Genomic DNA, 26592 nt, shown 5'->3' on the forward strand with positions numbered 1-26592 from the left:
GTGCAGTACATCTCGACCCGAGGCGGCATGCAGCCGCTGCCGTACTGCGAGACCCTGCTCGAAGGCCTCGCGACCGACGGCGGGCTCGCGGTCCCCGAGACGATGCCGACCGTCGACGGCGAGACGCTGGAGCGCTGGCGGGCTCTCACCTATCCGCAGCTGGCGACCGAGGTGCTCGGACTGTTCGCCACCGACATCCCCCGCGCAGACCTCGCCCGCATGACCGAGGCCGCCTATGCATCCTTCCCCGAGTCGGTCGTCCCCTTGCGCGAGATCGACGGCGGCCTCACGCTCGTCGGGCTCTCCGAAGGGCCGACGCTCGCGTTCAAGGACATGGCCATGCAGTTCCTCGGCCAGGTCGTCGAGTATGCCCTGGAGCGCAAGGGCTCGGTGCTCAACATCCTCGGCGCCACCTCGGGAGACACCGGGTCCGCCGCCGAGCACGCGCTGCGCGGCAAAGAGCGCATCTCGGTGTTCATGCTCTCGCCGCAGGGCCGCATGAGCGCCTTCCAGCGCGCTCAAATGTTCTCCCTCGACGACGAGAACGTGCACAACATCGCGGTCGATGGCGTCTTCGACGACTGCCAGAACCTCGTCAAGGAGCTTGCCGGCGACCTCGACTTCAAGCGCACTCAGCATCTGGGGGCGGTCAACTCCATCAACCTCGCCCGCATCACCGCACAGGTCGTCTACTACTTCTGGGCGTGGCTGCGGGCGACGGATGCCGGCGGCTGGACCGAGCTGAGCTTCACTGTGCCTTCGGGTAACTTCGGCAACATCCTCTCCGGGTTCTACGCCAAGCAGATGGGGCTGCCGATCCGCCGCCTTGTTCTGGCCGCCAACGAAAACAACGTTCTCGATGAGTTCTTCCGCACCGGCATTTACCGTCCCCGCAGCGCGGCGCAGACACTGGCGACATCGAGCCCATCGATGGACATCTCCAAGGCGTCGAACCTCGAGCGCTTCATCTTCGAGCTGGTCGGACGCGACCCCTCTCGCGTCCTCGCGGCCTGGCGGGATCTCGACGAGCAGGGGTACTTCGACTTCTCCGCAGAGCTCCCTCGCTTCGTCGACGAGTTCGGCATCGTCAGCGGCACCTCGACCCACGCTGACCGCCTCGCCACGATCCGCTCGGTGCATGAGACGGCGGATGACGTGATCGACCCGCACACGGCCGACGGCGTCAAGGTCGCCCGCGAGTACGTCGAATCAGGGGTGCCGATGCTCGTGCTCGAGACCGCAAAACCCGAGAAGTTCGCCGAAACCATCCGCGAGGCGATCGGCGTCGAACTCGACTACTCCTCCGACCTCCGTGCCATGCTCGATGCCCCGCAGCATGTCACCGAGATGGCCGACGACGCCGCGGCGCTGCGCGCCTTCATCGAGGAGCACGCGCTGCGCTGATCGCAGATCTCCCGATCGGCGCACGCGAGCGTCGAGTGGCGCACGCGAGCGGCGAGCGAGAGGCGACGACGTCGGCCGTGCCGCCTATTCCCGGTCCAGTCCGAAGGTGCGCTTGACCAGTGCCTGCACATCGCGGTCGAGCCCGTCGATGCGCGCGTTCACGGTCTCGAAGCGCGCGTTCATCTCCGACCGCAGTCCGCCCATCTCCGACTGCACCCCGCCGATCTCGGCGTGCACCCCGCCGATCTCTGCGCGCAGCCCGCCGATCTCGGCGCGCACCCCGCCGATCTCAGCGTGCAGCACCCGGATGAACAGCGTCGACACGACCGTGAGCATGCCGAACAGAAGCGCGATGAACGCCCCGATCATGGTCCAGGTCTGCGGTTCGGTCAACGCGATCACGCTCCTATTCTCATCCGTGCGGTCCATCCTGCCAAGGTGCAGACGACGATCCCCGTTGCGGGGGAGAACTCCGTGGAGCGGCTCCCTGTGCAGCCAGAGTCAGTCCTTCGCGGCGCGAGGATGCAGAACTCCGGATGCCGTTCCCAGCGCCGCACCGACGAGGGTGTCGACGACCCGCTCGAAGGCGACGTCGAGAGAGCCGATCGTGCCGGTGGCCGCCCCGGCGAGCAGCAGCGCCAGCGGGGTGATGAACACGAGGGCGATGGCGTACTGGCGCACCACGATGATCTCGACCACGAACTGCAGTACGCCAACCAGCAGGGCGAGCGGCACGCCGGACGGATGCATCAGCGCCAGCAGCGCGTACACTCCCGCGCCGATGATCGTGCCCAGCATCCGATGCAGTCCGCGCTGCAATGCCGCGCTGCGCGCCGCAGCCACGCCGATCACGGCGATGCCGGACCCGACGACCCAGTACGTGCGGGTGGGGTCGAGGATGAGCCCGAGCAGCGCCCCGAACAGCGACACCAGCACGACGCGGAGCAACAGCATCCGCCCGTCTGCGGTGAGCGAGGGACCGGGGAGGATCTCGCGGAGCGATCGGGGGCGTCTGCTGCGCACGCGGGGGAACACGAGCGGTGCGAAGGAGAGCAGGTAGGAGAACAGGCATCCTGCCGCGAAGGCGGACAGATAGACGGTCCTGTCGATGGCGCCCGTCCCGACGATGTGGGTGGCGAGCCCGTAGGTGAGGACGAAGAACAGCGGACCGGGCGGTCCGAGCCGGAAGCCGAAGGCGAGCGCCGCGCTCGCGACGGCGACGGCCACCAACCCCGAGATCGCGAGCGCAGCGGTGCCCGACGCGAGCGAGCCGAGCGCCGCCGACGCGATCAGCGCGACCGCCACGATCGGCAGCGCGCGCACGCGTTCGACGGCGGGAAGGAAGCTGAGGTAGAGCACGGTGAACGAACCGGATGCGGCGAGACAACCGAGCATCGGTTGCCCCGCGATCGTCATCACGGCGATCGGGACCGATATGCCCAGAGCGGCCTGCAGGGCGACCTGCCACCGCGGACCTCGCGACGGCGCGAAGGAGAACAGACTCACGCCCTCATCCTCGCAGGTCGGGGATACGATGACGGGCGTGAACGCACCACGTCCCGGGATCGCTGAGCGGCTCTCGCAGATGATCCAGTTGCCGACGGTGTCCGCCGAGCTCGAGGAGCGCGGCGCCCGGCCGTTCGAGGCGTTCGTCGCGCTGATCGCCGAGCAGTACCCGCTCGTGCACGAGGCGCTGGCACTGGAGCGGCACACCGACTTCGGGCTGCTGTTCCGCTGGGCTGGGGCGGGGTCCGGCGACCCCCTTGTGCTCATGGCGCACTACGACGTGGTCCCGGTCGACGAGGACGACGACTGGACGCACCCGCCGTTCGCCGGCGTCATCGCCGACGGTCTCGTGCACGGTCGCGGCGCGCTCGACGACAAGGGCCCGCTCATCGTCGTGCTCGAGGCGGTGGAGAACCTGCTCGCCGACGGCTTCGTGCCCGCGCGCGACGTCTATCTGAGCTTCGGGGGCAACGAGGAGACCTACGGAGGCGCTGCGCAGGAGATCGCGCGCGTCTTCCGCGAACGCGGCATCGTCCCGTGGCTGGTCGTCGACGAGGGCGGGGCCGTGGTTGACGCGCCTCTGCCGTTCGTTCCGGGGCGAGCGGCGATGATCGGAGTGGGGGAGAAGGGCGTGATGACCCTGCGGCTGACGGCTCGGGGCTACGGCGGCCATGCCTCCGCACCGCCCGCGCTGACGGCGGTGCGGCGGATCGCGAGGGCCGTCGACCGGCTCGGGCCTCGGACGTTCCGGCCGCGGCCGTCGAAGGCCGTCGGACGGATGCTGTCGCAGCTCGCGGCGCAGACCCCCGGCCCCGCACGTCTCCTGCTGCGCCTGCTGGGAGCCGCGCCCCCGCTCACCGGCTGGGTGTTCGCGGCCCTCGGCGGCGAACCGGCCGCGCTCGTGCGGACGACGGTGGCGCCCACCATGCAGTCGGGCGGGACCGCGGCGAACGTGCTGCCGTCCTCGGCGTCAGCGACCGTCAACCTGCGCATCGCCCTGGGCGAGACCACCCAGCAGACCGTGCTGCGCGTGCGCCGCCGGATCGCCGATCCGCTCGTGACGGTGACCGTGGTGGAGGCGAGCGAGCCGTCTGCGGAGTCGCCGACCGACAACGAGCAGTTCGCGCTGCTCGCCGAGGCGCTGGCCGTGTCGCACCCTGGCGTCGCGCCCGTGCCCTACGTGATGATGGCGGCGACCGACTCCCGTCATTTCCACCGGTTCGCCCCGGCCGTCTACAGGTTCGCGCCGCTGGACATGTCGAACGCGCAGCGCGCATCGATCCACGGGGTCGACGAGAACGTCGAGATCGCCGCCCTGGAGCGGGGAGAGCGCTTCCACCGCGCGCTCCTCGAACGGCTAGGGTGAACTCAGCCGCCCTTCGACTCGTCTCTCCGCTGATCGCTGCGCAGCCGGATCCGGCGGCGAAGACCTACCTGGAACAGGAACTGCGATGACGCGCACCCGCACCCTCGGCACGCTCGCGACCGTCGTCGGATTCCTCGCCTTCGTCGAGTTCACCAGCGGCGTGCTGCAGGGCTACTACACGCCCATGCTCAGCGATGTCGCACGGCACCTCGGCATCCACGACGCCGACGTGAACTGGCTCGAGGGCGCCCAGCTCATGCTGTCCGCCCTCGTCGTGCCGGCGTTCGCGAAGCTCGGCGACATGGTCGGCCACAAGCGGATGCTGTTGGTCTCGATCGCACTGACGGCGGCGGCCGCGCTGGCGCTGCCGTTCACCGACTCCTTCGTGGTGTTCCTCGTCGCCTGGGCGCTGATGGGCTTCTACGTCGTGTGGCTGCCGCTGGAGATCGCGCTGGTCTGGTCGCGCTCGCGGCGGATCCAGGGGCGCTCGACGATCACCGCGAAGGCCGCGGGCATTCTCGTCGCCGCGCTGGAGGGCGGCGCCATCCTCGGAGCCCTCGTCGGCGGAGCGCTGGTCGACGTGCTGCCGCTCACGGTGGTGCTGCTCGTGCCGGCGATCCTCGTCGTGGTCTGCTTCTTCGTTGTGCTGCTCGGCGTGCAGGAGTCGCCGGAGCCGACCGGCGGGGTGTTCGACACGGTCGGGGTCGCGCTGATCTCGATCGCTCTGCTCTGCTTCACCGGTGGCCTGGCGCTGCTGCGTCTCGAGGGAGGGCTGGAGAACCCGTGGTCCTGGACCGTCGTGGTGCTCGGCATCCTGCTCGTGGTCCCGTTCGCGCTGTGGGAGCTGCGCCATCCCGATCCGGTGATCGACGTGCGCATGTTCCGCTCGCCGGCTCTCGGGCCGGTCTTCCTCACGGCCGGACTGTTCGGGGTCAGCGTGCTGGGCGCACAGGCGCCGCTGTCGACCTTCGCCCGCACCGACCCGACCGTGTTCGGGTATGGCCTCGGCACGACGGGCTTTGCCACCTCGCTCATCATCGGCATCTACCTGATCGCGATGATCGCGGGAGCTCTCCTGTTCCCCGTCGTCGCTCGTCGCTGGTCCCCGCGGGTCACGCTGCTGTGCGCCTCGCTGCTCGTGGGCGCCGGCTTCCTGCTGTTCCTGCCGTTCCACGACTCGTACGTGCAGGTCGTCGTCAACATGGTCGTCGTCGGTGTCGGATCCGGGGCGCTGGTCGCGGCGCTGCCCGCCGCCGCGGCGTCCGCGGCCCCGGCCACCCAGACCGGCGTGGCCACCGGGCTCACCAACTCGGTGAAAACCGTCGGCGGTGCGATCGCCTCGTGCGTCTTCGGCATCGCGCTGCTGCACGGCGTCACCGGGGCCGCGGCCGAGGGCACCGCCGGCTCCTTCGCCGGCTATGTCACCGTCTGGATCGTCTGCGGGGTCACCGCGCTCGCGGCGGCCGTGCTGCTCCTGTTCGTGCCGAAGGAGGCCTTCACGGACCGCGAGGCCGTGACCGTCTGATCAGTCGCGGTCGAGACCGAAAGTACGTTTGACGATCGCCTGGACGTCGCGATCGAGACCATCGATCCGTGTGTTCACTGCGTCGAACCGGGCGTTCATCTCGTTGCGCAATCCGCCCATCTGGCCGTTCAACTCAGCGCGGAGTCCTTCGATCTGGCTGCCGACTTCTCCGCGGAGTCCTTCGATCTGGCTGCCGACTTCTCCGCGGAGTCCTTCGATCTGGCTGCCGACTTCTCCGCGGAGCCCGCCGATCTGGCCATTGACCTCGCCGCGGAAGCCGCTGAACTGCGCGTTCATCTCGTTTCTCAGGCCGCCCACCTCGGCACGGACGACGCGGATGAAGAGCGTGGACACCACGGTCAGCATCCCGAACATCAAGGCGGTGAAGGCCCCGATCATGGTCCAGATCTGCGCGTCGTTCATGAATCCCACCTCCCCAGTGTCGCACCGACAGGACGAGTCTGCCAGGAGCGCGATGACCGGACGAGGCCGGATCCACGAACTGTGGAGAACCCGGTACGAGATGCAGACCGTGCAGGGATATTCAGTCGCGCGGGTTGTGCATGAACTCGAGACGGATGCCGTTGTCGTCCTCGACGAACGAGGCGTAGTAGTGCTGGCTGAATCGCGGGTACTCCTTCGGTGCACGCACTTCGGTCCAGCCGGCCGCGATCGCGATGTCGTGCAGCCGGTCCACCTCGTCGCGCGAGTCGACCGCATAGGCGAGGTGCTGCCAGCCGACACGGCCGTGCCGGTGCGCCCCCTCCTCGCGCGCGGGGTACAGCAGCACCTCTGGCTCGTCGGCCTTGCGCCAGTACGCGTGGTCTTCGGCGTCGTGGGCGCGGACGTAGCCGAGCGCCTCGAAGACGGGATTGAACTGCGCGGATGCCGCGGGCACCGATTCCACGCTGATGCCGATGTGATCGAAAGTCGCCATGTGTCCATGGTGGCCCATGCCTCTGACATCCGCGGGGAGAACCCGGACCATCCGCCCGCGGTGCGGCGTGTCGGCCTGCGACACGCCGCACCGGCATCCGATGATCCGGGTTTTCCCGAGCCAGGGGGCTCAGTCCCCCTTCACGTTCACCAACTGGCGCAGTGTGTGCCGGATCGACACGAGGCCGCTGGCATCCGCCATGACCTGATCGATCGGCTTGTACGCCTGCGGGATCTCGTCGATGAAGGCGTCGGTGTCGCGGAACTCGATCCCGGCCATCGCCTCCCGCAGCTGCTCATGCGTGAACGTCCGCCGTGCGGCCGACCGCGAGTACTCGCGCCCTGCGCCGTGGGGTGAGGAGTTCAGCGACAGCGGGTCGCCGAGTCCCTCGACCACGTATGACGCCGTGCCCATCGACCCGGGGATGAGCCCAGGCCGTCCGGCATCCGCCTGGATCGCGCCCTTTCGCGACACCCAGACCTGCTTGCCGAAGTGCTTCTCCGACTCGGTGAAGTTGTGGTGGCAGTTGATGCGCTCCTGCTCATCGACCGGCCTTCCGAGGAAGTCCGACACCTGCCGCACGACGCGGTCCATCATCTCCTCCCGGTTCAGCAGCGCGAAGTGCTGCGCCCACCGCAGTTCCCGGATGTACCGCATGAACTCCGGCGTGCCCTCGACCAGGTACGCCAGGTCGGGGTCGGGGAGGTCGATCCAGAACTGCTTCGCGAGCCGCTGTGCGACCGCGATGTGGTGCATCGCGATCTTGTTGCCCACGCCCCGCGAGCCGGAGTGCAGGAACAGCCAGATCCGCCCGAGCTCGTCGGTCGAGACCTCGATGAAGTGGTTCCCCGAGCCGAGCGAGCCCAACTGCAGCCGCCAGTTCCCGGCGTACTGCGCGGGGTCGAACCCGGCCTTGTCTGCGAGAGCCTCGAGCTCGGCGATCCGCGGCTCGGCGGTGGCCACGACCTTGCGGTTCTGGTGCCCGGCCGACAGCGGGACGGCGCGCTCGATGGCCTCCCGGAGAGGTGCGAGATCGCGTCCTTCGAGCGCATCCCTCGTGAACTGCGTGCGGACGGCGATCATGCCGCAGCCGATGTCGACCCCGACGGCGGCCGGGATGATCGCGCCCAGCGTGGGGATGACCGATCCGACGGTCGCCCCCTTGCCGAGATGCGCATCCGGCATGAGCGCCAGGTGCGGGTGGATGAACGGCATGCGCGCCGTGGTCTTCGCCTGCTCGAGGGTCTTCTCGTCGATCAGGGAAGCCCACGACAGCAGCCGTGCGGAGAGCCTCTCCATGGTTCCTTTCCTTCATGTGGGGTGTCAGCCACAGGTCGGGACTCATGAAAAAAGGCCCCGGACCTGACGGTGCGGGGCAGAGGGCAGCGGATGCTGTCACACGGCGCGCGCCGGAGGGTACGACTCGTAGCGGTCATTGCGCTTCTGGTCGAAGGCAAGGACCGGGGGAAGCACGCGCATGGCGGTCATTCCGTCGTCTCCTCGGCTGGATGCTGCGCCGGTCGGCACAGCCTTGCAACGATAGGGGACGGCGGATCGCCCTGTCAAGACTCCCGCGGCATCCGCTCCTCCGACCGGCGCGTCGCGCGCCGCCTTCGAATCCGCGCCCGTCAGCCCGACGCGCTTCGGCGCTCTCGTGCTCAGTGCGGGGCGTGATATTCGGCCTGGCCGCGCTTCCAGTACCCCTTCACGATCGCTCGGCCGGGGTCGATGCCCCAGCGCTCGAGCAGCGCGCGACCGGGCTTCACGATCGACTGCTCCGCGGCGATGAACACGAACGGGTCGGCGCCGGCATCCGCTTCCGTCAGGGCGTCGACGAAGGCGATCAGCGCGGAACCGGCGGGGGCGTCGCCACGGTGCAGCCATTCCACCTCGACGGGAGCGTCGATCTCGACCTCGCGGCCGGCGCTCACGGTCTCGATGACGATGCGCGCCGTCGCACCTGCGGGGATCAGCGCGGAGAAGCGGCGGATGGCGGGGATGGCCGTCTCGTCGCCGACGAGCAGCCAGGAGCCGGGCGTCCCTTCGAGCACGGCCGAGCCACGAGGGCCCCCGACGCCGATCGACGAGCCCAGGGGAGCGTCGGCGGCCCAGCGCGCCGCCACGCCCTCGTCGCCGTGCACGGCGAACTCCACGTCGAGCCAGTCCTCTCCCCAGGCGAGCGGTGTGTATTCGCGGCTCGGCGCGGCGCGCAGATCCTCGACGGAATCCACGGGGCCGGCCGGGAAGAACAGGCGGATGTGGTCGTCGGAGCCCAGCGAGTCGAAGCGTGCCAGATCCTCGCCGCTCAGGCGCGTCCGCACGAAATCGGGGGCGAGCCATTCGCGGGCGGTCAGGGCGACGGTGCGCAAGCGCAGCTCGAGGCTGCGACGTTCGATCGAGAAGCTCACACGAGTGAGGTTAGCCTAAGCCGGCTATGGGGCGGCTCAGACCTCGATGCCGTTGTCCTCGTCGTTCACGCCTTCGTGGTGCCCGCGGCGGGACTCGAAGCCGAGGAACCACCCGAACCACACGATCGCCGCGAGCAGCACGCCGAGCCAGACGTTCTCGAAGATCAGCCCGATGATGACGCCGAGGACGAGCAGCCCGGCGGAGACGGCCAGACGGATGCCGAGACGCGGAGCGGAGTTCATGATCCTCAGCCTACGGGCTCACCTGAGACGGTGGTCCTCGGGGGCGAGCCGCGGGCCTCGACGAGGCTCGCGCACGCCGCTGGCGAAGATGAGCCGGATCACACGCTGGCGCTGCCCCGCCCACGGCTCGAGCAGTTCCAGCATCCCGTCGTCGTCGGTGCGGCTGCCCGTGAGCGCGAAGCCGACCTCATGGGAGAGGTGGTAGTCCCCGATGCTCACGGCGTCGGGGTCGCCGAGTGCCCGGATGCGCGTCTCGGCCGAGGTCCACGCTCCGATGCCGGGAATGCTCGTCAGCACCCGGTCGCGAGCGGCGGGGGCGGCGGCGGTCAGCGCGCGCTCGATGCTCTCGCCGCGCTCGGCCGCACGGGCGACGGTCTTCGACTGCGAGGGCTCGACGCCGGCCCGGTGCCAGACCCAGGACGGGATGCGCCGCCAGACGGCGGCGTCAGGGGCCGCGTGCATCGGCCGGGGCGTGGGGCCGGGGGCGCGCTCGCCGAATCGCGAGACCAGGTGGCGCCAGGCGCCGAACGCCTGCAGGCCGGTGACCTTCTGCTCGATGATCGCGCCGGCGAGCGCGTCGAAGACCCGGTTCGTTCTGGCCAGACGCAGCCCGGGATTGCGGCGGGCGGCGTCGGCGATCAGCGGATGCCGTGCCGCATCGAAGCCCTCGTCGTCGTCGCGGGCGCCGCACAGATCGGGCACGGTGTCGAGGGCCGCCGCCGCGCCGGGGCCCCATGCGCTCGCCCTGACGCCATCGGCCGACGCACGCAGGGCCATCGTGGCGATGCCGCACGGTGTGCGCACAGCCCGCCAGATCACGCCGCCGTCGTGCACGGTCGTCGGATCGTTGGGCCCTCGACGGAGGATCCCCACCGTGCCGAGCAGATCGACCGGTCGGGCGGGCCGGTAGACGGTCTCGAGCGGATGAGCGGATGCCGCGGCATCCGATCGCGCATCCGTCGTGAGTGTCATGCGCTCACCCTACGCGGCGGCGCCGACATCGGCGCCGTGCCGGATCAGAACCGGTCGGGCGAGGGGGTTCCGTGGCCGTAGCGGATCACGACGTCGGCGTGGCGGTCGAAGCGGTAGCCGATGCCGCGCACGGTGCGCACGATGTCCTCGTACCGCCCGAGCTTGGCGCGCAGCCGCCGCACATGCACGTCGATGGTGCGCTCGCCGGGGGTCTCGTCGTCGTGGGCCTGCCAGAGCGCGGAGACGAGCTCGCTGCGCTCGATGGTGCGTCCCTCGCGCAGCACGAGGTACTGCAGCAGTTCGAACTCCTTGTACGTGAAGGCGGAGTTCTCGCCGTCGATCAGCACGCGCTTGCGGGAGATGTCGACGACGACGCCGCCCTCCTCGTCGGTGGCCTCCTCCTCGGCGGCGGCCTTCGTGCGGGCGATCGCTCCGGGCTCCTGCAGAGCGAGGCGGACGACATCGAGGTCGCGGCCACCAGAGCCGTGCGGGGCGAGGGCGACGGTGGCGTGGGTCTCTGCGCCGGGGGCGAGCTCGGCGAGGGTGCGGCGCAGGGCGTCGACGAGCAGCGGGAGGCTTACGCCGGCTTCGGCGGCCTTGATCTCGTCGAGGCCCACGTACAGCGCGAAGCCACGGGGCGAACGGACGGCGGGAAGGTCGGCGGCGAGGGGTGCGGCGGCGACGGCGGGACGCTCGAGAAGGGAGGTGTTCGACATGATGATGAGTCCTCGGGGACGTGAGCCGGTTCGGCTCTGATGCGTTGCATGAATGACCGGGCGGAGCCGGAGAATCGAGCAAGGGTTGATGCTCGGAGACGCTGCCCTCGCAGATGGCGAGCGGTCAGGTCTGGCGGGGTGGCTGTTCGTTCAGCGACACATTCGGCAACACATGCCAACGCGGCCGGGCATCATCATCCCGGCAGTCCCGTTCGCCTCCTGGGCGGACAAAGGGCGTGCGTTGGTGGTCATGGGGGGATTATGTCTGAAGAAGTCGGCGCGTGTCAAAGCGACCCCCGCCTCACGGCTGCGGCGTAACGTGGATCCCATGGCTGTCGAGAGTGCGATAAAGGGCTTCACCTTCACCGATGAGAAGGATGCGTCGCGCTACACGCTGGTCCACGACGGGCAGCTCGTGAGCGTGCTCGACTACCGCGACGACGGCCGCACGATCGCCCTCGTCAGGGCCTTCACAGTCCCGACTTTCCGCGGAAAAGGGTACGCCGCGAAGGTTGTGGAAGGCGCTGTCGCCGACCTCGAGGAACGGGGCGACCGGCGCGTCGACCCCGTGTGCTGGTACGTCGCCGACTGGTTCGCGGCGCACCCCGAGCACGCGGGTCTGCTGCGTACACGATGATCGGGCTTGTGTGACACTCTGTTACGGAAGCGGGTTCTGAACGAGCGCACGGGTGCCCGGCATCCGATGTCCGATCCCTCGGCTAGTGTGTGGCCATCGACCCGCCCGCCTCGAATCGCGACGCGTGCTGGCCGAGCCGACGCGTTGCCAAGCGACACGTCGGCGTGAGGCGAGAGGAGGAGCAGACGCGCCATGCATGACATCAAATGCCCGCACTGCGGGACGACCTTCACCATCGACGAGGCCGGCTATGCAGACATCGCCAGCCAGGTTCGCGACAGCGAGTTCGAAAAGCTTCTTCATGAACGTCTGGAACTCGCCGAGCATGACAAGAAGAAGGCGCTCGAACTCGCCGAGGCGAAGGCGCTGGGCGAACTTCAGAAAGCGGCCGCAGCGAGGGACGCCGAGATCCAAGACCTGAAGGCGAAGCTCGACGCGCGTGAGATCGAGCAGAAGCTGGCGATCACCGAGGCGCTCGCCGCGATGGAGAAGGAACGCGATGCTCTGGCGAACGACCTCGAGAAGTCGAACGCTGACAAGGCTGCGGCGGTGGAACTTGCTGAGGCCAGACTCGTCGCGCAGCTTCAGAAGGACACAGCGGCCAAGGATGCCGTGATCCAGGAGTTGAAGGCGAAGCTCGATGCCTCCGAGGTGGCGAAGAAGCTGGAGCTCACGGAGGCTCTGGCTGCGATCGAGAAGGAGCGCGACGAGCTGAAGAGCGGCCTGGAGAAGACCGAGCTCGAAAGGAAGCTCGAGCAGGCATCCCTCAAAGACAAGTACGAGACGCAGCTCAAGGACCGTGAGGAGCAGATCGAGCGGCTGCGCGATCTCAAAGCGAAGCTCTCCACGAAGATGGTGGGGGAGACCCTCGAACAGCATTGTGAGATCGAGTTCAACAAGATCCGTTCCACGGCTTTCCCTCGGGCGTACTTCGAGAAAGACAACGACGCGCGCAGCGGAAGCAAGGGCGACTACATCTTCCGCGATGTCGACGAGTCAGGCACAGAGATCGTCTCGATCATGTTCGAGATGAAGAACGAGAACGACCAGACCGCGACCAAGCACAAGAACGAAGACTTCCTCAAAGAGCTCGACAAGGATCGTGTCGAGAAGGGGTGCGAGTACGCCGTACTCGTGTCGTTGCTGGAGCCGGACAGCGATCTGTACAACACCGGGATCGTCGACGTCTCACACCGTCACCCGAAGATGTACGTCATCCGGCCGCAGTTCTTCATCCAGATGATCACCGTGCTGCGCAACGCGTCGCTGAAGGCACTCGAATACAAGACCGAGCTCGATCTGGTCAAAGCGCAGAACATCGACATCACCAACTTCGAGAACGAGCTGGATGCGTTCAAACTGGCGTTCGGACGCAACTGGAGGTTGGCGTCTGAGGGCTTCGAAGAAGCCGTGAAGCGGATTGACGAGGCGATCAAGGACCTGGAGAAGGTCAAGCAAGCCCTCCACAAGTCGGCCAACAATCTGCGTCTCGCCAACGACAAGGCGCAGGATGTCACGATCAAGAAGCTGACCCGTCAGAACCCGACGATGGCAGCCAAGTTCGCTGAACTCGACACTGCTGACGTCGACCGGGGGGACCGGTGATTCTCGAACGGCGACCGCGTGGATTCCTCGGAGTCCGGGCCGGGTGCGACGACGTTCCAGGGGGATCGACGGGTCAGACCCCGTACACGTCCGCGACGGACTCCCACAGCTGCGCGCTGCAGCGGGCGACGGCATCCCGCCAGTCGGTCAGCGCGCCGTCCTCTGCGCTGTCCGACACAGCGCGGAAGACCCGGATCGGCACGCCGAACTGCCCTGCCACCCAGATGTACGCGTACGTCTCCATGTCGACGAGCGCGGCACCGGTCGGGCGGATCTTCGCGGTGACCTCTCCGTCGTCGACGAAATGGTCGCCCGTCGCGATGAGCACGCCCTCGCGTCCGGTCGCGACGGTCGGCGGCAGCGACACATGCTGGCCGGCGACGCCGTCGAGGTCGGTGACATCGTGCTGATAGGCACTGCCGACCTCGTGCACGCCGTCGCCGAGCGCGGGGTCGATCGCGCCGGCGGTGCCGACAACGACGATCTCGTCGTAGTCGTTCGCATCGAGCGCCCGGGTGAGGGCGTACGTCGCCTGGAGCTTTCCGGGGCCGGTGACGAGGTGGTCGAATCCGGGGAGCGCATCGGGAAAGGCGGAGAGCTCGGAGGCGAGCGCGGCGACGAGAAGCTTCACCGCCTCATCCTTGCATCGCGCACCTGGCAGAAGCCCGTGTTATCGGTTTGTAACACGTCCGGGGGATACTGGAGCCACAACGAGTGAGGAGCCGCCGTGTCCCTGCAGAAGCAGATCTCCGAAGACCTCGGCGTGCGGGCCGAGATCGATCCGGCATCCGAGGTGGAGCGACGAGTGCAGTTCCTCGTCGATTATCTGCGCGCCAGCGGCGCGCGCGGATTCGTGCTCGGCATCTCGGGCGGGCAGGACTCCACGCTCGCCGGCAGGCTCGCCCAGCTCGCGGTCGAACGGGTGCGCGCCGAGGGCGGTGAGGCGAAATTCCTCGCCGTGCGCTTGCCGTACCGGGTGCAGCACGATGCTGCGGATGCCGAGGCGGCGCTCGACTTCATCGCCGCTGATTCCTCGGTCGAGGTGAACATCCAGAACGGCGTCGACGGCGTCGAGGAGGACATCGAGTTCGCCGTCACCAGCGACATCAGCGACTTCAACCGCGGCAACATCAAAGCGCGGGTGCGCATGGTGACCCAGTACGCGCTCGCCGGGCACGACGGACTGCTGGTGATCGGCACCGACCACGCCGCCGAGGCGGTCACGGGTTTCTACACGAAGTTCGGCGACGGCGCGGCCGACCTGCTGCCGTTGTCCGGCCTCTCGAAGAGGCAGGGCCGGGCGCTCCTGCGCACGCTCGGAGCGCCTGAACGCATCTACCTCAAGGTGCCAACCGCCGATCTCCTCGACGGCACCCCTGGCCGCGCCGATGAGGACGAGCTCGGCCTCACCTACGAGCAGATCGACGACTTCCTCGAGGGGAAGGACGTCGATCCCGACGTCGCAGGACGGATCGAGGCGAAGTACCTCGCCACGCAGCACAAGCGCCACCTGCCGGCGACGCCGGGCGACACCTGGTGGCGCTGACCGAGCCCTCCTTCCGGCTGTCCCGACGCGCCTGGTGGTGGGTGGAGGGAATCGTGCCGGTGGTCGGCGTCGTCACGATCGCCGCAGTGTGCGCCGCGGTCGCCGTCGTCGGCGGACCGTGGCGGTTCGCGGTCGCCGGTCTCGTCGTCGTCCTCGGCATCGTGGCCGGTCTGCTCCTGACAGCCGGGTTCGGCGCAGAGCGCATCCACGCCCGTGTCGCCGCTGCCCGTTCCGGGTGGGCACGTAGCTGCGCCGGAGCGACGATGCAGCCGGACGGGCCGGCCGATCAACGCGACATCGCGCTCGCGCTGCCGCGCGGATGGCGGGTCGTGGGGGCCAGGGGGCGGGTGCGGTTCGACGTCGACGGCGTGCCGGTGCGCGCTGAGACCTGGGTGCTCCGCGCCGCAGGCGGCTCCCGCCGCGCACCCGCGCGACGCGAGGTGGTGCGCGCCGATGCGATCACCGGCGACGCCCGGCTGTCGCTGCCGATCGGTGCGGCGGTGGATCCGCTGCTGGTGACGCCGGCGGGGAAGGCGGATGCTGCGGAGCCGGTCTGGGCGCCGGCGGTGAGAGTGCGGGTCGCCGGCCACCGGGACATGCTCGCGACGCTGAGCATCGGCGACGGACGGGTGATCCTCTTCGCGCTCGACGACCCGCGACACGACACGATGATGCAGCGCGCGGCGCTGGTGAGGGATGTGGCGGGTCTGATCGGGTGAGCTATGTCGGATGCCGCGGCTAGTCTCGGAGGACACCGAAGGAGAGGGGCACCGTGCGCGTCATCGCAGCCGAGAACCGCGTGGTCTGGAGCGCCAGTGATCTGAAGCTCGCCGCCGAGTGCGAGTTCGCCTGGTGCCGGGCCATCGACGCCAAGCTCGGTCGCGTGCCCGTCGTCGCCGAGCCGGAAGATGCGACGCTGAAGCGCGCTGCGCTCCTCGGCGACGCGCACGAGCAGAAGGTTCTCGCGCGCTACGTCGACGATCTCGGCGAGGGGCAGGTGCACCAGCTGGCCAAGGCCTCCTCCGTCGACGCCGCAGCCCTCGCCGCCGCCGTCGATGAGACGATCGAGGCCTTGGGCTCCGATGTGCAGGTGATCTTCCAGGCGGCGTTCGCGACCGAGGAGTTCGTCGGCTTCGCCGACTTCATCCGTCGTGACGACGACGGCCGCTGGCGGGTGGAGGACTCCAAACTCGCTCGCCGTGCCAAGGTCACCGCACTCATGCAGCTCGCGGCATATGTCGATCAGCTCGATCGTCTCGGAGTGCCCCGGTCCGACGAGGTCGACCTCATCCTCGGTGACGGCGCGCGCAGCACGCATCGGGTCTCCGACCTGCTGCCGCTGTTCCGCGTCCGTCGCGCCCGGCTGCGCGCGCTCATCGCCGATCGCGACGTCGCTGCGGGAGCGGCCGGGCCGCCGCTCGCCTGGGGCGACGACCGCGGCGGCCTCGGTGTGGTGGCCTGCGGACGCTGCGTCACCTGCGAGGAGCAGGTCATCGCCCATCGTGACCTGCTCATGGTCGCGCGGATGCGCCCCGTGCAGCGGGACCGCCTGCGCGCGGCGGGGATCGAGACGATCGACGATCTCGCCGCAGCATCCGATGCCCCCGCCGGCATGAATCCCGAAACCTTCGAGAGCCTTCGTGCGCAGGCGCGGCTGCAGCTGCGCGCCGATGCCGAGGGCGAGACGACGTTCGAGGTGCACTACGCATCGGCCATCCACACGCTCCCGGTGCCGAGCCGCGGCGACATCTTCTTCGACTTCGAAGGCGATCCGCTGTACACCGAGCCCGCATCCGACGGGCATGCGCAGTGGGGGATCGACTACCTCTTCGGCTGGGTGGACAACGCCGATCAGTACACGGCGCTCTGGGCGCACGACTTCGCCGCGGAGAGGCGTGCGCTCGAGGATTTCCTCGATTTCGTGGCAGCGCGTCGCGCGGCGCATCCCGACATGCACATCTATCACTACGCGCCATACGAGACCTCGCACCTGGCTGCGATGGCCACGCGGCACGGCGTGCGCGAGGGCGAGGTCGACCGCCTGCTGCGCGACGGCGTGTTCGTGGATCTCTACCCTCTCGTGCTGCGCACGGTGCGGGTGGGGTCGCGGTCGTACTCGATCAAGAAGCTCGAGCCGCTGTACATGGGCGACGAGGTCCGCACCCAGGACGTGCAGAAGGGCGACGACTCGATCGTCAAGTACGTCGCGGCGCGCGCTCTCGCCGATGCGGGCGAGCAGTCCGAGGCCGACGCCGTCTTCGCCGACCTCGCCGACTACAACCGCTATGACTGCGTGTCGACGAGACGCCTGCGCAACTGGCTCATCGAGATCGCCAGGGCGCAGGGCGTGCGACCGGCGCCGCCGGATCAGCCCGATCCGACCGGCTACGAGCCCTCGCCGCGCTCGGTGGCGCTGCTCGCCGACGCCGAGCGCGACGTCGAAGCCGGCGGCGACGGCGTCGTGCACCGCATCGCCGCGGCCGCGATCGACTTCTTCCCCCGCGAAGCGAAGAGCTTCTGGAACGCGCACTTCGAACGCTTGCGCGAGCCCGTCACAATGTGGGACACCACGCGCGATGTCGTGCGCGTCGACCGGTTCTCGTCGACGGTGACACGTGAATGGAGCATCGCCGAGGGCCGCCGGGTGCTGTCTCGCGACATCGAGATCCGCGGGGAGATCTCGCCGGGCACGACCCTGGGGGCGGGGTCGGAGCCGTTCGCCCTCTACGCGACCCCGGCTCCGTTCGACATCGAGGCGCCGTCTCGGGCGGTGCATGCGGCCCGCACGGTGAAGGTCATCGATGTCGCCGACGACGTCTTCACGATCACCGAGACCGCCGTGAACGGCGAGACGTGGAATGAGCTGCCGCTTGCGCTGACACCCGCCGCGCCCCCGAGGGCCGCCGCGCTGCAGGGTGCGATCGACGAGTGGGCGGATGCCGTGCACCTCGCCGCCCCCGCCTTCCCCCGCGATCCTGCGACGGACATCCTCCGCCGCATCCCGCCGCGCACCGTTTCCGGGGACCCGCTGCCCGCCGCCGACGGCGACACGATCGACGCGATCGTCCGCGGCGTGCTCGACCTCGACCGCAGCTACCTCGCCGTGCAGGGCCCGCCCGGCACCGGCAAGACCTACACCGGCTCGCGCGTGATCGCCCGGCTCGTGAACGAGCACGGGTTCAAGATCGGAGTCGTCGCCCAGTCGCACGCCATCATCGAGACGCTCCTCGAGCGCGTCGTCGCTGATGGTGTCGACCCGTCGCGGGTGGGCAAGGCGCCGAAGGATGCGGACGCCGATGCCGGATACACATCGATCCCGAAGAACGGCATGGCGGCGTTCCTCGGCGAGCATGCCGACGGAGGCGTCGTCGTCGGCGGCACCGCGTGGGATTTCAGCAATACGCAGCGGGTCGATCGCGCGGGTCTCGACCTGCTCGTGATCGACGAGGCCGGGCAGTTCTCGTTGGCCTCGACGATCGCGGTCGCAGCGTCGGCGCAGCGACTGCTGCTGCTCGGCGACCCGCAGCAGCTTCCGCAGGTGAGCCAGGGCGCGCATCCCGAACCCGTCGACACCTCGGCGTTGGGCTGGGTGATGGACGGCGCCGAGGTCGTGCGTCCGGAGTACGGGTACTTCCTCGCCCAGTCGTGGCGCATGCATCCGCTCGTCGCCGCTCCCGTGTCGGAGCTCGCCTACGCCGGCGAGCTCGCCTCGGCGCCGCCCGCGGCGAAGCGCGCGCTCGCCGGCGTCGGTCCGGGGCTGCACGTCGTACCGCTGCGCCATCGCGGCAACGCGACAGCGTCGCCCGAGGAGGCCGCCGAGGTCGTGCGCATCGTGGAGGAGATCATCGGGCGCGCCTTCACCGACGACGACGGCTCGTCGCGCCCTCTATCGGCCCGAGACATCATCGTCGTCACCCCGTACAACGCACAGCGCCAGCTCGTGCACGCCGCCCTGGCGGATGCCGGCTTCGGCGAGGTGCCGGTCGGCACCGTCGACAACTTCCAAGGCAAGGAAGCGGTCGTCTCCATCACCTCCTTGGCCGCATCCAGCGGGCGCGACGCCCCGCGGGGCCCGGAGTTCCTGCTGCTGCAGAACCGGTTGAACGTTGCGATCTCGCGCGCGCAGGTCGCCGCGTACCTCATCCATTCGCCGGCGCTGCTCGATGATCTGCCGCACACCCCTGAGGGCGTTGCAAGACTCAGCGCCTTCGCGCACCTGGTCGGAGCGGGCGGATGACGCACTCGACCGCAGAGATCCTCCGCGCCTCGGCCTCCTGGGTGTGGTTTCCTCGCGACAGTGAGCACGAGAAGGGCGATCTGCAGCTGGTGCGCGATCCGCACCGCTTCGGCGGCGGCGTGCGGGCTTCGCAGGTGGAGTCCGGAGCGGATGCCGGCACCGTGCTCGACCGCGCCATCGAGCGCACACGCCGTTGGGGCGAATCCGTGCTCACGGTCTGGACGAGCGCGTCCGATGTCCCTGACCTCGAGGACAAGCTGCGTCGGCGCGGCGCTGAGCACGTCGACACGGTCGCCGTCTTCGCCCTCGCCATCGAGGATCTGCGCATCGAGGTGCCCGAAGGAGTCACCGCCGAGATCGTGCGCACCCTCGACCAGGTGCGCGAGGTCGATCGCATCAACGTGCCGGTGTGGAAGCAGCAGCCTCTCGACGATGACGGACTCCGCGTGGAGCACGACGAGGTCATCCGTGGCCTCGATGCCGGCAGCGGGCTGCAGGTGCTGAGCCGGATCGACGGGATCGCGGTGAGTACGGGCGGATGCACGATCGTCGACGGCTTCACCCGGCTCTGGGGCGCTGCCACCCTCGAATGGGCCCGGGGACGCGGCGCGTACCGCGCGGTGCTCGCAGAACGACTCCGCGCGAGCGCCGAGCGGGGAGCCGAGACCGCTCTGGTGAAGGGGCGGCACTCGACCTCGGCGCCGATCCTCGCGCGGGCGGGGTTCACGCACTACGGCGACGAGCGCGCCTACCGCCTGCACGTCTGACGCCTCGCTGGGCGCTGCTCCCGAGGAGTCGTCGGAGCCGCCGGTCGGCTGCGGTTCGTGCCGCCATCCGGTTCGGCCACTCGTTCCGGTCGCAGTTCGTGCCGCTATTCGGTCCGGCCACCCGTTCCGGTCGCAAGTCGTGCCGCTATTCGGTCCGGCCAGCCGTTCCGGTCGCAAGTCGTGCCGCCATCCGGTGTCCCCGCCCGACCGTCATCCGGTGTGCACTCCAGTCGCGATCTGTGCTGGTAGCCGTCCCTGTCCCTGTGCTCCGGTCGCAGTTCGTGCCGCTATCCAGGCGTCAGAGCGGCGCAGATCGCGACTGGAACGAACGGGCGGGTGCCAGAGCGGCGCAGATCGCGACCGTAACGGACGAGCGTGTGCCAGAGCGGCGCAGATCGCGACCGGAACGAACGAGAACAGCAGCGCGACCCGTGCCGACGGTCTGCGGTGTCTGCTCCAGTCGCGATCGGTGTTGGTATCCGCAGCCGTCCCCGTACCCGTGATCCGGTCGCAGTTCGTGCCGCTTCTGACGATCGAGAACGGCACAGATCGCGACCGGAACGAATGAGAACAGCAGCGCACCCGTGCCGACGGTTTGTAGTGTGCACTCCAGCTGTCGTGTGCGCTCCAGTCGCGATCTGTGCTGGTATCCGCAGCCGTCCCCTTGCTCGGGTCGCAGTTCGTGCCGCTATCCGGGTGCCAGAGCGGCACAGATCGCGACTGGAACGAACGGGCGGGTGCCAGAGCGGCGCAGATCGCGACCGGAACGAACGAGAACAGCAGCGCGACGCCGGGAACAGCCGCGCGACGCCGGGAACAGTCGCGCGACGCCGGGAACAGCCGCGCGACGCCGGGAACAGCAGCGCGACGCCGGGAACAGCCGCGCGACGTCGGGAACAGCCGCGCGCGCGAACCAGCGCCGCGTCAGCACCGCCGCGGAGACACGCGGAGACCCTCAGAGACCGGCGGCGCCGCCGCGGAGACCCTCAGACGGTGCCGTACAGCCGGTCGCCGGCGTCGCCGAGGCCGGGCACGATGTAGCCCTTCTCGTTGAGGCGCTCATCCAGCGCGCCGAGCACGAGGGTCACGTCGCGGTCACCGGCCATCGCCTCGATCGCGGCGACGCCCTGGGGGGTGCCGAGCAGGCAGATCGCGGTGACGTCCTTCGCGCCGCGGTCGAACAGGAACTGGATCGCTGCGGCGAGCGAGCCGCCCGTGGCGAGCATCGGGTCGATCGCGAAGCACTGGCGGTCGCTGAGGTCGTCGGGAAGGCGCTCGGCGTACGTCGTCGGCTCGAAGGTCTCCTCGTCGCGGACCATGCCGAGGAAACCGACCTCCGCGGTCGGCAGGAGCTTCACGAGCCCCTCGAGCATGCCGAGGCCGGCGCGCAGGATCGGCACGACGATCGGCCGCGGCTCGGAGATCTTCACGCCCGTCGTCTTCGTGACCGGTGTCGTGATCTCGATCGGGCTGACCTTGACGTTGCGGGTCGCCTCGTAGGCGAGCAGGGTCACCAGTTCCTCGGTCAGCTGGCGGAACACCGGCGACGGGGTGCGCTCGTCGCGCAGCACCGTGAGCTTGTGGGTGACGAGGGGGTGATCGGCGACGTGAACACGCATGAATACAGGCTAATGCGCCGCAGGTGCGCGCACGACATCCGAATATGCTCGAGGGATGACGGCACCCTTCGACGACCGCGCGATGCAGCGTGCCCTGGCGCTGGCCGCCGAGGCCGCCGCAGCGCAGGAGATCCCCGTCGGAGCGGTCGTGCTCGACGCGACAGGCGCCGTCATCGCCGAGGGACGCAACACCCGCGAGGAGACGCACGATCCCACCGGCCACGCCGAAGTGAACGCGCTTCGAGCCGCTGCGGCATCCGTCGGGTCGTGGAATCTCGAGGGATGCACTCTCGCCGTCACCCTCGAGCCGTGCGTGATGTGCGCGGGGGCGATCCTGCAGTCCCGCATCTCGCGCGTCGTCTTCGGCGCGTGGGACGACAAGGCAGGCGCCGCAGGATCGATGTACGACGTCCTGCGGGATCGACGGCTGCCCTATCGCGCCGAGGTGGTCGGGGGAGTCCAGGCGGATGCCGCGACGGCCCTGCTCCGCGACTTCTTCACCCCGCGCCGCTGAGGGCGCCGGCATCCGCTCCGCTCACCGCGTCGCGGCGTCCGCGAGCAGCGACACCAGGGTGAGATACCCCTGCCCCTGCGCGTCGAAGTATCCCGGATGCCGCTCGCCGCGGTCGTCCACGACGGTCTGCGAGGCGTGCCCCTCGACGCCGACTCCCTCGACGATGGAGCCGTCGACGCCCGGCGCCTCGCCGCCGTCGCAGTCGTACACGGTGACGCCGCGCAGCTCGCGCGGATCCACCGGATGCCGGCCGAGTCGGCCGAGCGGGGCGGTGCTGTCTCCGGCGCCCTCGGTGGCGTAGACCTCCACTGAGCCGTCGGAGATCGCGGCCTCGATTGCGAGCCCAGCGGCGCGGGTGACTCCCGCCGACGCGATCGACACGGCCGTGCGGATCGCCCCCGCGAGGTTCAGCGCGAACATCTCGCCCAGCAGCGTCGACGAATACGAATAGGTCACCACCGCGATGTGCGCGCGCGGATTCCTCGCGACGAGCCGATCGATGTCCACCGACAGCCGGGCTGCGCCGAGCGTCGCGTGCGTCGTCGCGAGGGCGGTCGCGTGGGTGCCGGAATCCCACCCGAACCATGCGATCGTCGCGATCGAACGCGGCTCGCCGCGCACGACGCACGAGCGGATCACGTCGGCGCACAGCCTCTGGGCGGCATCCGCCCATCCGGGGAGCTGCCCCAGGTCGGTGTCGATGCCGTGCAGCAGGTAGGCGACGAGATCGGCGGCGTCGGGGTCGCCGAACGCGATCACCGCGTAGGGGCGGTCGCCCTCGATCCAGAACGATTCGAGACGCGCCTGCGGGTCGCGATCGAGCACATCGCGCACGAGGCGGATCTTCGCCATGGTGTCGGCGGGAAGGTCCGTGCGCGCGAGCGCCTCGTCGAGATCGCGACGCACGGCTCAGTCTGAGGACTTCAGCACGAAGGCGTCGGTGGGTGGGGCGGGGTCGCTCGCCGGGCTGTACACGTCGGGCTCGATGTACAGCGCATCGACGTCGGCAACGGACCCGTGCACGCTGTCCCTGATCGCCGCGATCTCCTGTGCGGCCTCGGTGAGCGAGAGACCCTGGGGCAGGGCGACTCTCGCTGCGACCAGCTGGCCAGGATCAGACCGCACCACGTGCAGCGTCACGAGCCGTTCGACGGACGGCACCCGGGTGATCGCCGCAGAGATTCGATCGACGGCATCCTGCTGTGCTCGCTCTTGTGCAGTCACATCGTCACCATTCATGGAACGAGTCTAGATCGCCTCCACCCCATCACCCCGCGTTCGCGACCTCGATGAGCTCGGCGAGCGGTGCGCCCGCCGTAGGATGACGACATGGCTGATTCTCTTCCCGCTCTCGCTTTCCTCGGTGCCGGTTCCATGGGAGGGGCGATCCTCCGCGGCGTCGTCGCCTCAGGGATCGAGATCGAAGGCGGGATCACGGCCACCAACCGCTCGGCCGGCAGCGCTGCGGCGCTCGCCGAGGTGCCGGGCGTGAGGAGCATCGCCCTCGACACCGCGCCCGGTGGCAATGCCGACGCCGTCTCCGATGCCGGAATCGTCGTCGTCGGGGTCAAGCCCTCGATGGTGCCCGACCTCCTGCGCGAGATCGGGTCGCACCTGGAGCCGGGCGCGATCGTCGTGAGCATCGCGGCCGGGGTGACCCTGCAGACGTTCGCCGAGGTCCTCGGCGCCGACGTCAAGGTCATCCGCGCGATGCCGAACACGCCCGCCACGGTCGGCAAGGCTGTGACCGGGCTCGCCGCGGGAGCATCCGTCGTCGACGACGACCTCGCCGTCGTTCGGCGCCTGTTCGAGACGGTCGGGGCGGTCATCGAGGTGCCCGAGTCGCAGATCGATGCGCTCTCGGCGATTTCGGGTTCTGGTCCCGCTTACGTGTTCCTGCTCATCGAGGAGTTCACCCGCACGGCCGTCGGCATGGGCTTCAGCGAGGCCGACGCCAGGCTCATGGTCGAGCAGACCTTCATCGGGGCGGCGGCGCTGCTCGACGCCTCGGGTGAGGAGCCGGCGGAGCTGCGCCGACGGGTGACCAGCCCCAAGGGCACGACCGAGAGGGCGATCGCGGTGCTGCAGGACGCGCAGCTGGATCGCACGTTCGCGGATGCTGCAGCCGCTGCTGTCGCGCGCGCCAAAGAGCTTGCCGCCGGGGCCTGATCGGCCACACCGCGGGGCGCTCTCGCGGGGCGACCGGCGTGAGGAGAGCCCTGGAGATCACGCCTCGCTGGAGACTTCGGCGAGCACCTTCGGCCAGCGGGCGTCGAGCACCCGACCGCCGAGCACGGCGCCGGCCCACACGGCGCCGGCGCCGATCACGAGACCGCACGCGAGGCTCACCCAGCCCAGGGCGGGCACCCAGATCGCGGCGATCGCGAAGCCGAGCGCCGGTGCGCCGAGGATCAGCGTGACCGGCGACATGATCGCCATCGCGACGAACGACTGCACCCCGCCGGACGACCCCCGCCCGAACGGGTTCGCCTCGGGGGCGGGGGCGCGTCCTGGCAGGAAGCTGCCCGTCCACGCCCCGGCTCCTGCGGAGATCGCCCCCAGCCCGAGAGCTGCGCCGAGGCTGCCGGGGAGCAGATCCAGCCGACCGGCGAGCACGCAGCTCGCGACGCAGAGCACGATCAGCAGGGGCACCGCGATGATCGCGAACCCGAGCAGGCGCCCGTAGCGGTCGGCGGAGCCGCGCACGCCCGTGAGGACGTGCAGTGCGACGGCGTCGTTGTCGTAGGCGGTCGCCATCTGGATGATCGTGCCGGCCAGCAGCGCGTCGATCGCGGGCACGAGCGTGATCAGCGGACCGAAGCCGATCGACTCGTCCTGCAGCCCGTTCATGAACACCACGCCGATGAGGATCGCCGGCAGCAGCATCATCATGACGACGTTGATGACCTGCCGCGGGTCGCGACGGAAGTAGCGCAGGGTGCGCGCGGCGATCGCCCCGACGGGCGTGGTGGGCAGCATCCGGTCGACGATTCCGCCCGATCGCACGCGGCCGCCGCCGGACTGGATCGGCGCGACCAGCCGGGCGGCGAGCAGCGCCTGTGCGGCGAACCAGAGGGCGACGATCGTCGCGAGCGCGATCAGCAGCCGCAGCCCCGCGGCCCCGATGTCGCCCGCGATGATCGACGCGGGTGCGCCGAAGACCGCGCCCAGGGGGGTCCACGCGACGATCTCCGCGGCACCGGTGAAAGCAAAACCGATGTCGCCCATCTCCCGCACGGCGGCGAGACCAAGGTTGATCAGCAGGCCGGAGCACGCCGCGAGCAGCACGCCGATCGTCATCACGAGGTCGCGGCTGCGCCGCCGAGCGAGCCAGCCGGCCAGCAGACCGCTGATCACCCGAGCACCCAGCACGCAAGTCGCCAGAGCCAGCGGCACGATCAGCACACCGACCGCGAGCGCCAGCGGGTTCACCGACCAGCCCAGCAGCATGAGCAGGAGCGCCAGGGTCGTGCCGATCCCGCCGATCGTGGTCGCCCCCGCGACGACGAGTCCCGGCAGCAGGCGACGGGCCGTCACCGGCAGCAGCGCGAAGCGCTCGGGGGCGAGCGCGTCGTCGCCGCTCACGAGCAGCGAGCCGATCCACCAGCCGGCGACGATGACGGCGCCGGTGAGCACCAGCACGGTGACGGCGGTGCCCGGTGCGGCCGCGCGCATCGCGAAGAGCCCGACCGCGAGGAGGGCCAGGAACCCGAGCGCCATCAGGCCGGTGACGACGAGCGTCACGATCATCCACGGGTTGCGGGTGAGCTGGTGGCCGAGCTGGCGCCAGCGCAGCCCTACGAGGAGCGCAACCATGCCAGCGTCTCCGTTCCGAGCTCGTGCGCGCCGACGAGCGAGAGGAATCGCTGCTGCAGCGACATGCCGGCGCGCACCTCGTCGAGGGTGCCGTTCGCGAGCAGGCGCCCCTCGGCGACGATCGCGACGCGGTCGCACAGTGACTCGACGAGCTCCATGACGTGGCTGGACAGCACCACCGTGCCGCCGCCGTCGACGAAGGCGCGCAGGATCTGCCTGATCGTCTCGCCGGACACCGGGTCGACGGCCTCCAGCGGTTCGTCGAGGATGAGCAGCCGCGGCGCGTGGATCAGCGCGCAGGCGAGCCCGATCTTCTTGCGCATGCCGGCGGAGTAGTCGACGACGAGTGTGTTTCCGGCATCCGCCAGGCCGAGCGCGTCGAGCAGCTCGACGGAGCGGGAGACGACGTCGGCCTCGGCCATGCCGCGCAGCAGGCCGTTGCAGCGCAGCAGCTCGGTGCCGGTGAGCCGGTCGAGCATGCGGATCCCGTCGGGGAGCACACCCATCAGTGCCTTCGCCGCGGCCGGATCCTGCCAGACGTCGATGCCGAGAATCCACGCGGTGCCGGCGTCGGGGCGCAGCAGCCCGGTCGTCATTGACAGTGTCGTCGTCTTGCCGGCGCCGTTCGGGCCGAGCAGGCCCAGCATCGTCCCCGCGGGGACGTCGAGCGAGAGGTCCGCCACGGCCAGCTTCTGGCCGAACTGCTTGCGCAGGCCGCGGAGGGCGAGGACGGGCGGGGCCGCTGTCTGGTCGGTCATGCTCCCATCCCAGCAC

At 69.6% G+C, this 26592-nt stretch carries 26 protein-coding genes; 11 read left to right on the forward strand and 15 right to left on the reverse strand.

The features are described 5' to 3' along the window. Nucleotides 1-1404 (forward strand): threonine synthase, encoded by a 1404-nt coding sequence (thrC, locus tag QM568_RS07945; protein ID WP_415137564.1) that lies wholly within the window; start codon nucleotides 1-3, stop codon nucleotides 1402-1404. Between the two features lie 84 nt (nucleotides 1405-1488). On the opposite strand, the gene QM568_RS07950 is transcribed toward thrC, so the two are convergent. Then, complete coding sequence (locus tag QM568_RS07950; RefSeq protein WP_415137566.1) at nucleotides 1489-1806, reverse strand: hypothetical protein; 318 nt, start codon at nucleotides 1804-1806, stop codon at nucleotides 1489-1491. A gap of 99 nt (nucleotides 1807-1905) precedes the next feature. Next, entirely contained in the window at nucleotides 1906-2910 is a 1005-nt protein-coding gene (locus QM568_RS07955) for an FUSC family protein (RefSeq protein WP_415137568.1), read from the reverse strand. Nucleotides 2911-2947: 37 nt separating this feature from the next. On the opposite strand from QM568_RS07955, the gene QM568_RS07960 reads away from it, so the two are divergent. Further along, a complete protein-coding gene (locus QM568_RS07960; RefSeq protein ID WP_415137570.1) occupies nucleotides 2948-4276 on the forward strand; it encodes a M20/M25/M40 family metallo-hydrolase in 1329 nt (442 codons plus the stop codon). A gap of 85 nt (nucleotides 4277-4361) precedes the next feature. Next, the gene (locus QM568_RS07965) at nucleotides 4362-5801 is read left to right on the forward strand and encodes an MFS transporter (protein ID WP_415137572.1); all 1440 of its coding nucleotides are present in this window, start codon (nucleotides 4362-4364) and stop codon (nucleotides 5799-5801) included. On the opposite strand, the gene QM568_RS07970 is transcribed toward QM568_RS07965, so the two are convergent. The 7 genes from QM568_RS07970 to QM568_RS08000 all read right to left on the reverse strand — a co-directional run bounded on the left by QM568_RS07970 (nucleotide 5802) and on the right by QM568_RS08000 (nucleotide 11077). Then, nucleotides 5802-6224 carry a hypothetical protein gene (locus tag QM568_RS07970; protein WP_415137574.1) on the reverse strand — a complete coding sequence of 141 codons (423 nt, stop codon included), beginning with the start codon at nucleotides 6222-6224 and terminating at the stop codon, nucleotides 5802-5804. It abuts the gene before it with no gap. A gap of 121 nt (nucleotides 6225-6345) precedes the next feature. Next, nucleotides 6346-6738, reverse strand: a complete 393-nt coding sequence (locus QM568_RS07975) for a VOC family protein (protein WP_415137576.1) — start codon at nucleotides 6736-6738, stop codon at nucleotides 6346-6348. 129 nt (nucleotides 6739-6867) lie between these two features. After that, nucleotides 6868-8037 (reverse strand): RtcB family protein, encoded by a 1170-nt coding sequence (locus tag QM568_RS07980; protein ID WP_415137578.1) that lies wholly within the window; start codon nucleotides 8035-8037, stop codon nucleotides 6868-6870. Between the two features lie 359 nt (nucleotides 8038-8396). Continuing rightward, nucleotides 8397-9146, reverse strand: a complete 750-nt coding sequence (locus QM568_RS07985; RefSeq protein ID WP_415137580.1) for a siderophore-interacting protein — start codon at nucleotides 9144-9146, stop codon at nucleotides 8397-8399. 36 nt (nucleotides 9147-9182) lie between these two features. Beyond that, nucleotides 9183-9389, reverse strand: coding sequence for a hypothetical protein (locus QM568_RS07990; RefSeq protein ID WP_415137582.1), 207 nt, complete (start codon nucleotides 9387-9389; stop codon nucleotides 9183-9185). Between the two features lie 18 nt (nucleotides 9390-9407). After that, the gene (locus QM568_RS07995; protein WP_415137584.1) at nucleotides 9408-10361 is read right to left on the reverse strand and encodes a DNA-3-methyladenine glycosylase family protein; all 954 of its coding nucleotides are present in this window, start codon (nucleotides 10359-10361) and stop codon (nucleotides 9408-9410) included. A 44-nt stretch (nucleotides 10362-10405) separates the two neighbouring features. Further along, complete coding sequence (locus tag QM568_RS08000; protein WP_415137586.1) at nucleotides 10406-11077, reverse strand: winged helix-turn-helix domain-containing protein; 672 nt, start codon at nucleotides 11075-11077, stop codon at nucleotides 10406-10408. Nucleotides 11078-11405: 328 nt separating this feature from the next. On the opposite strand from QM568_RS08000, the gene QM568_RS08005 reads away from it, so the two are divergent. Continuing rightward, complete coding sequence (locus QM568_RS08005; RefSeq protein WP_415137588.1) at nucleotides 11406-11714, forward strand: GNAT family N-acetyltransferase; 309 nt, start codon at nucleotides 11406-11408, stop codon at nucleotides 11712-11714. Nucleotides 11715-11906: 192 nt separating this feature from the next. Beyond that, on the forward strand, nucleotides 11907-13319 hold the full coding sequence (locus QM568_RS08010; RefSeq protein ID WP_415137590.1) for a DUF2130 domain-containing protein: 1413 nt from the start codon (nucleotides 11907-11909) through the stop codon (nucleotides 13317-13319). A gap of 73 nt (nucleotides 13320-13392) precedes the next feature. Here QM568_RS08010 and QM568_RS08015 read toward each other — a convergent pair whose 3' ends face one another. Next, nucleotides 13393-13950: a nucleoside phosphorylase gene (locus QM568_RS08015; RefSeq protein ID WP_415137592.1), complete on the reverse strand. Its 558-nt coding sequence runs from the start codon at nucleotides 13948-13950 to the stop codon at nucleotides 13393-13395. 96 nt (nucleotides 13951-14046) lie between these two features. Here QM568_RS08015 and nadE point away from each other — a divergent pair, with 96 nt between their 5' ends. The 4 genes from nadE to QM568_RS08035 are packed head-to-tail and all read left to right on the forward strand — an operon-like array spanning nucleotide 14047 to nucleotide 19869. Further along, on the forward strand, nucleotides 14047-14865 hold the full coding sequence (gene nadE / locus QM568_RS08020; protein WP_415137594.1) for an ammonia-dependent NAD(+) synthetase: 819 nt from the start codon (nucleotides 14047-14049) through the stop codon (nucleotides 14863-14865). Beyond that, on the forward strand, nucleotides 14856-15584 hold the full coding sequence (locus QM568_RS08025) for a hypothetical protein (RefSeq protein ID WP_415137596.1): 729 nt from the start codon (nucleotides 14856-14858) through the stop codon (nucleotides 15582-15584). Before nadE ends, QM568_RS08025 begins: the two co-directional genes overlap by 10 nt. 53 nt (nucleotides 15585-15637) lie before the next feature. After that, the gene (locus QM568_RS08030; RefSeq protein ID WP_415137598.1) at nucleotides 15638-19102 is read left to right on the forward strand and encodes a TM0106 family RecB-like putative nuclease; all 3465 of its coding nucleotides are present in this window, start codon (nucleotides 15638-15640) and stop codon (nucleotides 19100-19102) included. Next, nucleotides 19099-19869 (forward strand): GNAT family N-acetyltransferase, encoded by a 771-nt coding sequence (locus QM568_RS08035; protein ID WP_415137600.1) that lies wholly within the window; start codon nucleotides 19099-19101, stop codon nucleotides 19867-19869. The genes QM568_RS08030 and QM568_RS08035 overlap by 4 nt, the downstream gene beginning before the upstream one ends. Nucleotides 19870-20855: 986 nt before the next feature. Here the strand turns inward: QM568_RS08035 and upp are convergent. Then, complete coding sequence (upp, locus tag QM568_RS08040) at nucleotides 20856-21488, reverse strand: uracil phosphoribosyltransferase (protein WP_415137602.1); 633 nt, start codon at nucleotides 21486-21488, stop codon at nucleotides 20856-20858. A gap of 55 nt (nucleotides 21489-21543) precedes the next feature. Between upp and tadA the strand changes: the two genes are divergently transcribed. After that, on the forward strand, nucleotides 21544-22002 hold the full coding sequence (gene tadA, locus QM568_RS08045; RefSeq protein WP_415137604.1) for a tRNA adenosine(34) deaminase TadA: 459 nt from the start codon (nucleotides 21544-21546) through the stop codon (nucleotides 22000-22002). A gap of 21 nt (nucleotides 22003-22023) precedes the next feature. Here tadA and QM568_RS08050 read toward each other — a convergent pair whose 3' ends face one another. Beyond that, nucleotides 22024-22908, reverse strand: a complete 885-nt coding sequence (locus QM568_RS08050) for an alpha/beta hydrolase (RefSeq protein WP_415137606.1) — start codon at nucleotides 22906-22908, stop codon at nucleotides 22024-22026. 3 nt (nucleotides 22909-22911) lie between these two features. After that, a complete protein-coding gene (locus QM568_RS08055) occupies nucleotides 22912-23241 on the reverse strand; it encodes a hypothetical protein (protein WP_415137608.1) in 330 nt (109 codons plus the stop codon). 90 nt (nucleotides 23242-23331) lie between these two features. Here QM568_RS08055 and proC point away from each other — a divergent pair, with 90 nt between their 5' ends. Beyond that, nucleotides 23332-24171, forward strand: coding sequence for a pyrroline-5-carboxylate reductase (gene proC, locus QM568_RS08060; protein ID WP_415137612.1), 840 nt, complete (start codon nucleotides 23332-23334; stop codon nucleotides 24169-24171). 57 nt (nucleotides 24172-24228) lie between these two features. On the opposite strand, the gene QM568_RS08065 is transcribed toward proC, so the two are convergent. Both QM568_RS08065 and QM568_RS08070 read right to left on the reverse strand, forming a co-directional pair. Then, nucleotides 24229-25818, reverse strand: coding sequence for a hypothetical protein (locus tag QM568_RS08065; protein ID WP_415137614.1), 1590 nt, complete (start codon nucleotides 25816-25818; stop codon nucleotides 24229-24231). Next, nucleotides 25800-26576, reverse strand: coding sequence for an ABC transporter ATP-binding protein (locus QM568_RS08070; RefSeq protein WP_415137616.1), 777 nt, complete (start codon nucleotides 26574-26576; stop codon nucleotides 25800-25802). The genes QM568_RS08065 and QM568_RS08070 overlap by 19 nt, the downstream gene beginning before the upstream one ends. Nucleotides 26577-26592 lie beyond the last annotated feature (16 nt).

The sequence above is a fragment of the Microbacterium sp. genome, assembly GCF_047607465.1.
Taxonomy (GTDB): Bacteria; Actinomycetota; Actinomycetes; order Actinomycetales; family Microbacteriaceae; genus Microbacterium.

What these genes read in the sequence shown, in the direction of transcription:
- QM568_RS07965 (WP_415137572.1), top strand. Translation starts at nt 4,362, where the DNA reads ATGACGCGCACCCGCACCCTCGGCACGCTCGCGACCGTCGTCGGATTC.
- QM568_RS07970 (WP_415137574.1), bottom strand. Translation starts at nt 6,224, where the DNA reads ATGAACGACGCGCAGATCTGGACCATGATCGGGGCCTTCACCGCCTTG.
- QM568_RS07975 (WP_415137576.1), bottom strand. Translation starts at nt 6,738, where the DNA reads ATGGCGACTTTCGATCACATCGGCATCAGCGTGGAATCGGTGCCCGCG.
- QM568_RS07980 (WP_415137578.1), bottom strand. Translation starts at nt 8,037, where the DNA reads ATGGAGAGGCTCTCCGCACGGCTGCTGTCGTGGGCTTCCCTGATCGAC.
- QM568_RS07990 (WP_415137582.1), bottom strand. Translation starts at nt 9,389, where the DNA reads ATGAACTCCGCTCCGCGTCTCGGCATCCGTCTGGCCGTCTCCGCCGGG.
- QM568_RS07995 (WP_415137584.1), bottom strand. Translation starts at nt 10,361, where the DNA reads ATGACACTCACGACGGATGCGCGATCGGATGCCGCGGCATCCGCTCAT.
- QM568_RS08000 (WP_415137586.1), bottom strand. Translation starts at nt 11,077, where the DNA reads ATGTCGAACACCTCCCTTCTCGAGCGTCCCGCCGTCGCCGCCGCACCC.
- QM568_RS08005 (WP_415137588.1), top strand. Translation starts at nt 11,406, where the DNA reads ATGGCTGTCGAGAGTGCGATAAAGGGCTTCACCTTCACCGATGAGAAG.
- QM568_RS08010 (WP_415137590.1), top strand. Translation starts at nt 11,907, where the DNA reads ATGCATGACATCAAATGCCCGCACTGCGGGACGACCTTCACCATCGAC.
- QM568_RS08035 (WP_415137600.1), top strand. Translation starts at nt 19,099, where the DNA reads ATGACGCACTCGACCGCAGAGATCCTCCGCGCCTCGGCCTCCTGGGTG.
- upp (WP_415137602.1), bottom strand. Translation starts at nt 21,488, where the DNA reads ATGCGTGTTCACGTCGCCGATCACCCCCTCGTCACCCACAAGCTCACG.
- tadA (WP_415137604.1), top strand. Translation starts at nt 21,544, where the DNA reads ATGACGGCACCCTTCGACGACCGCGCGATGCAGCGTGCCCTGGCGCTG.
- QM568_RS08055 (WP_415137608.1), bottom strand. Translation starts at nt 23,241, where the DNA reads ATGAATGGTGACGATGTGACTGCACAAGAGCGAGCACAGCAGGATGCC.
- proC (WP_415137612.1), top strand. Translation starts at nt 23,332, where the DNA reads ATGGCTGATTCTCTTCCCGCTCTCGCTTTCCTCGGTGCCGGTTCCATG.
- QM568_RS08065 (WP_415137614.1), bottom strand. Translation starts at nt 25,818, where the DNA reads ATGGTTGCGCTCCTCGTAGGGCTGCGCTGGCGCCAGCTCGGCCACCAG.
- QM568_RS08070 (WP_415137616.1), bottom strand. Translation starts at nt 26,576, where the DNA reads ATGACCGACCAGACAGCGGCCCCGCCCGTCCTCGCCCTCCGCGGCCTG.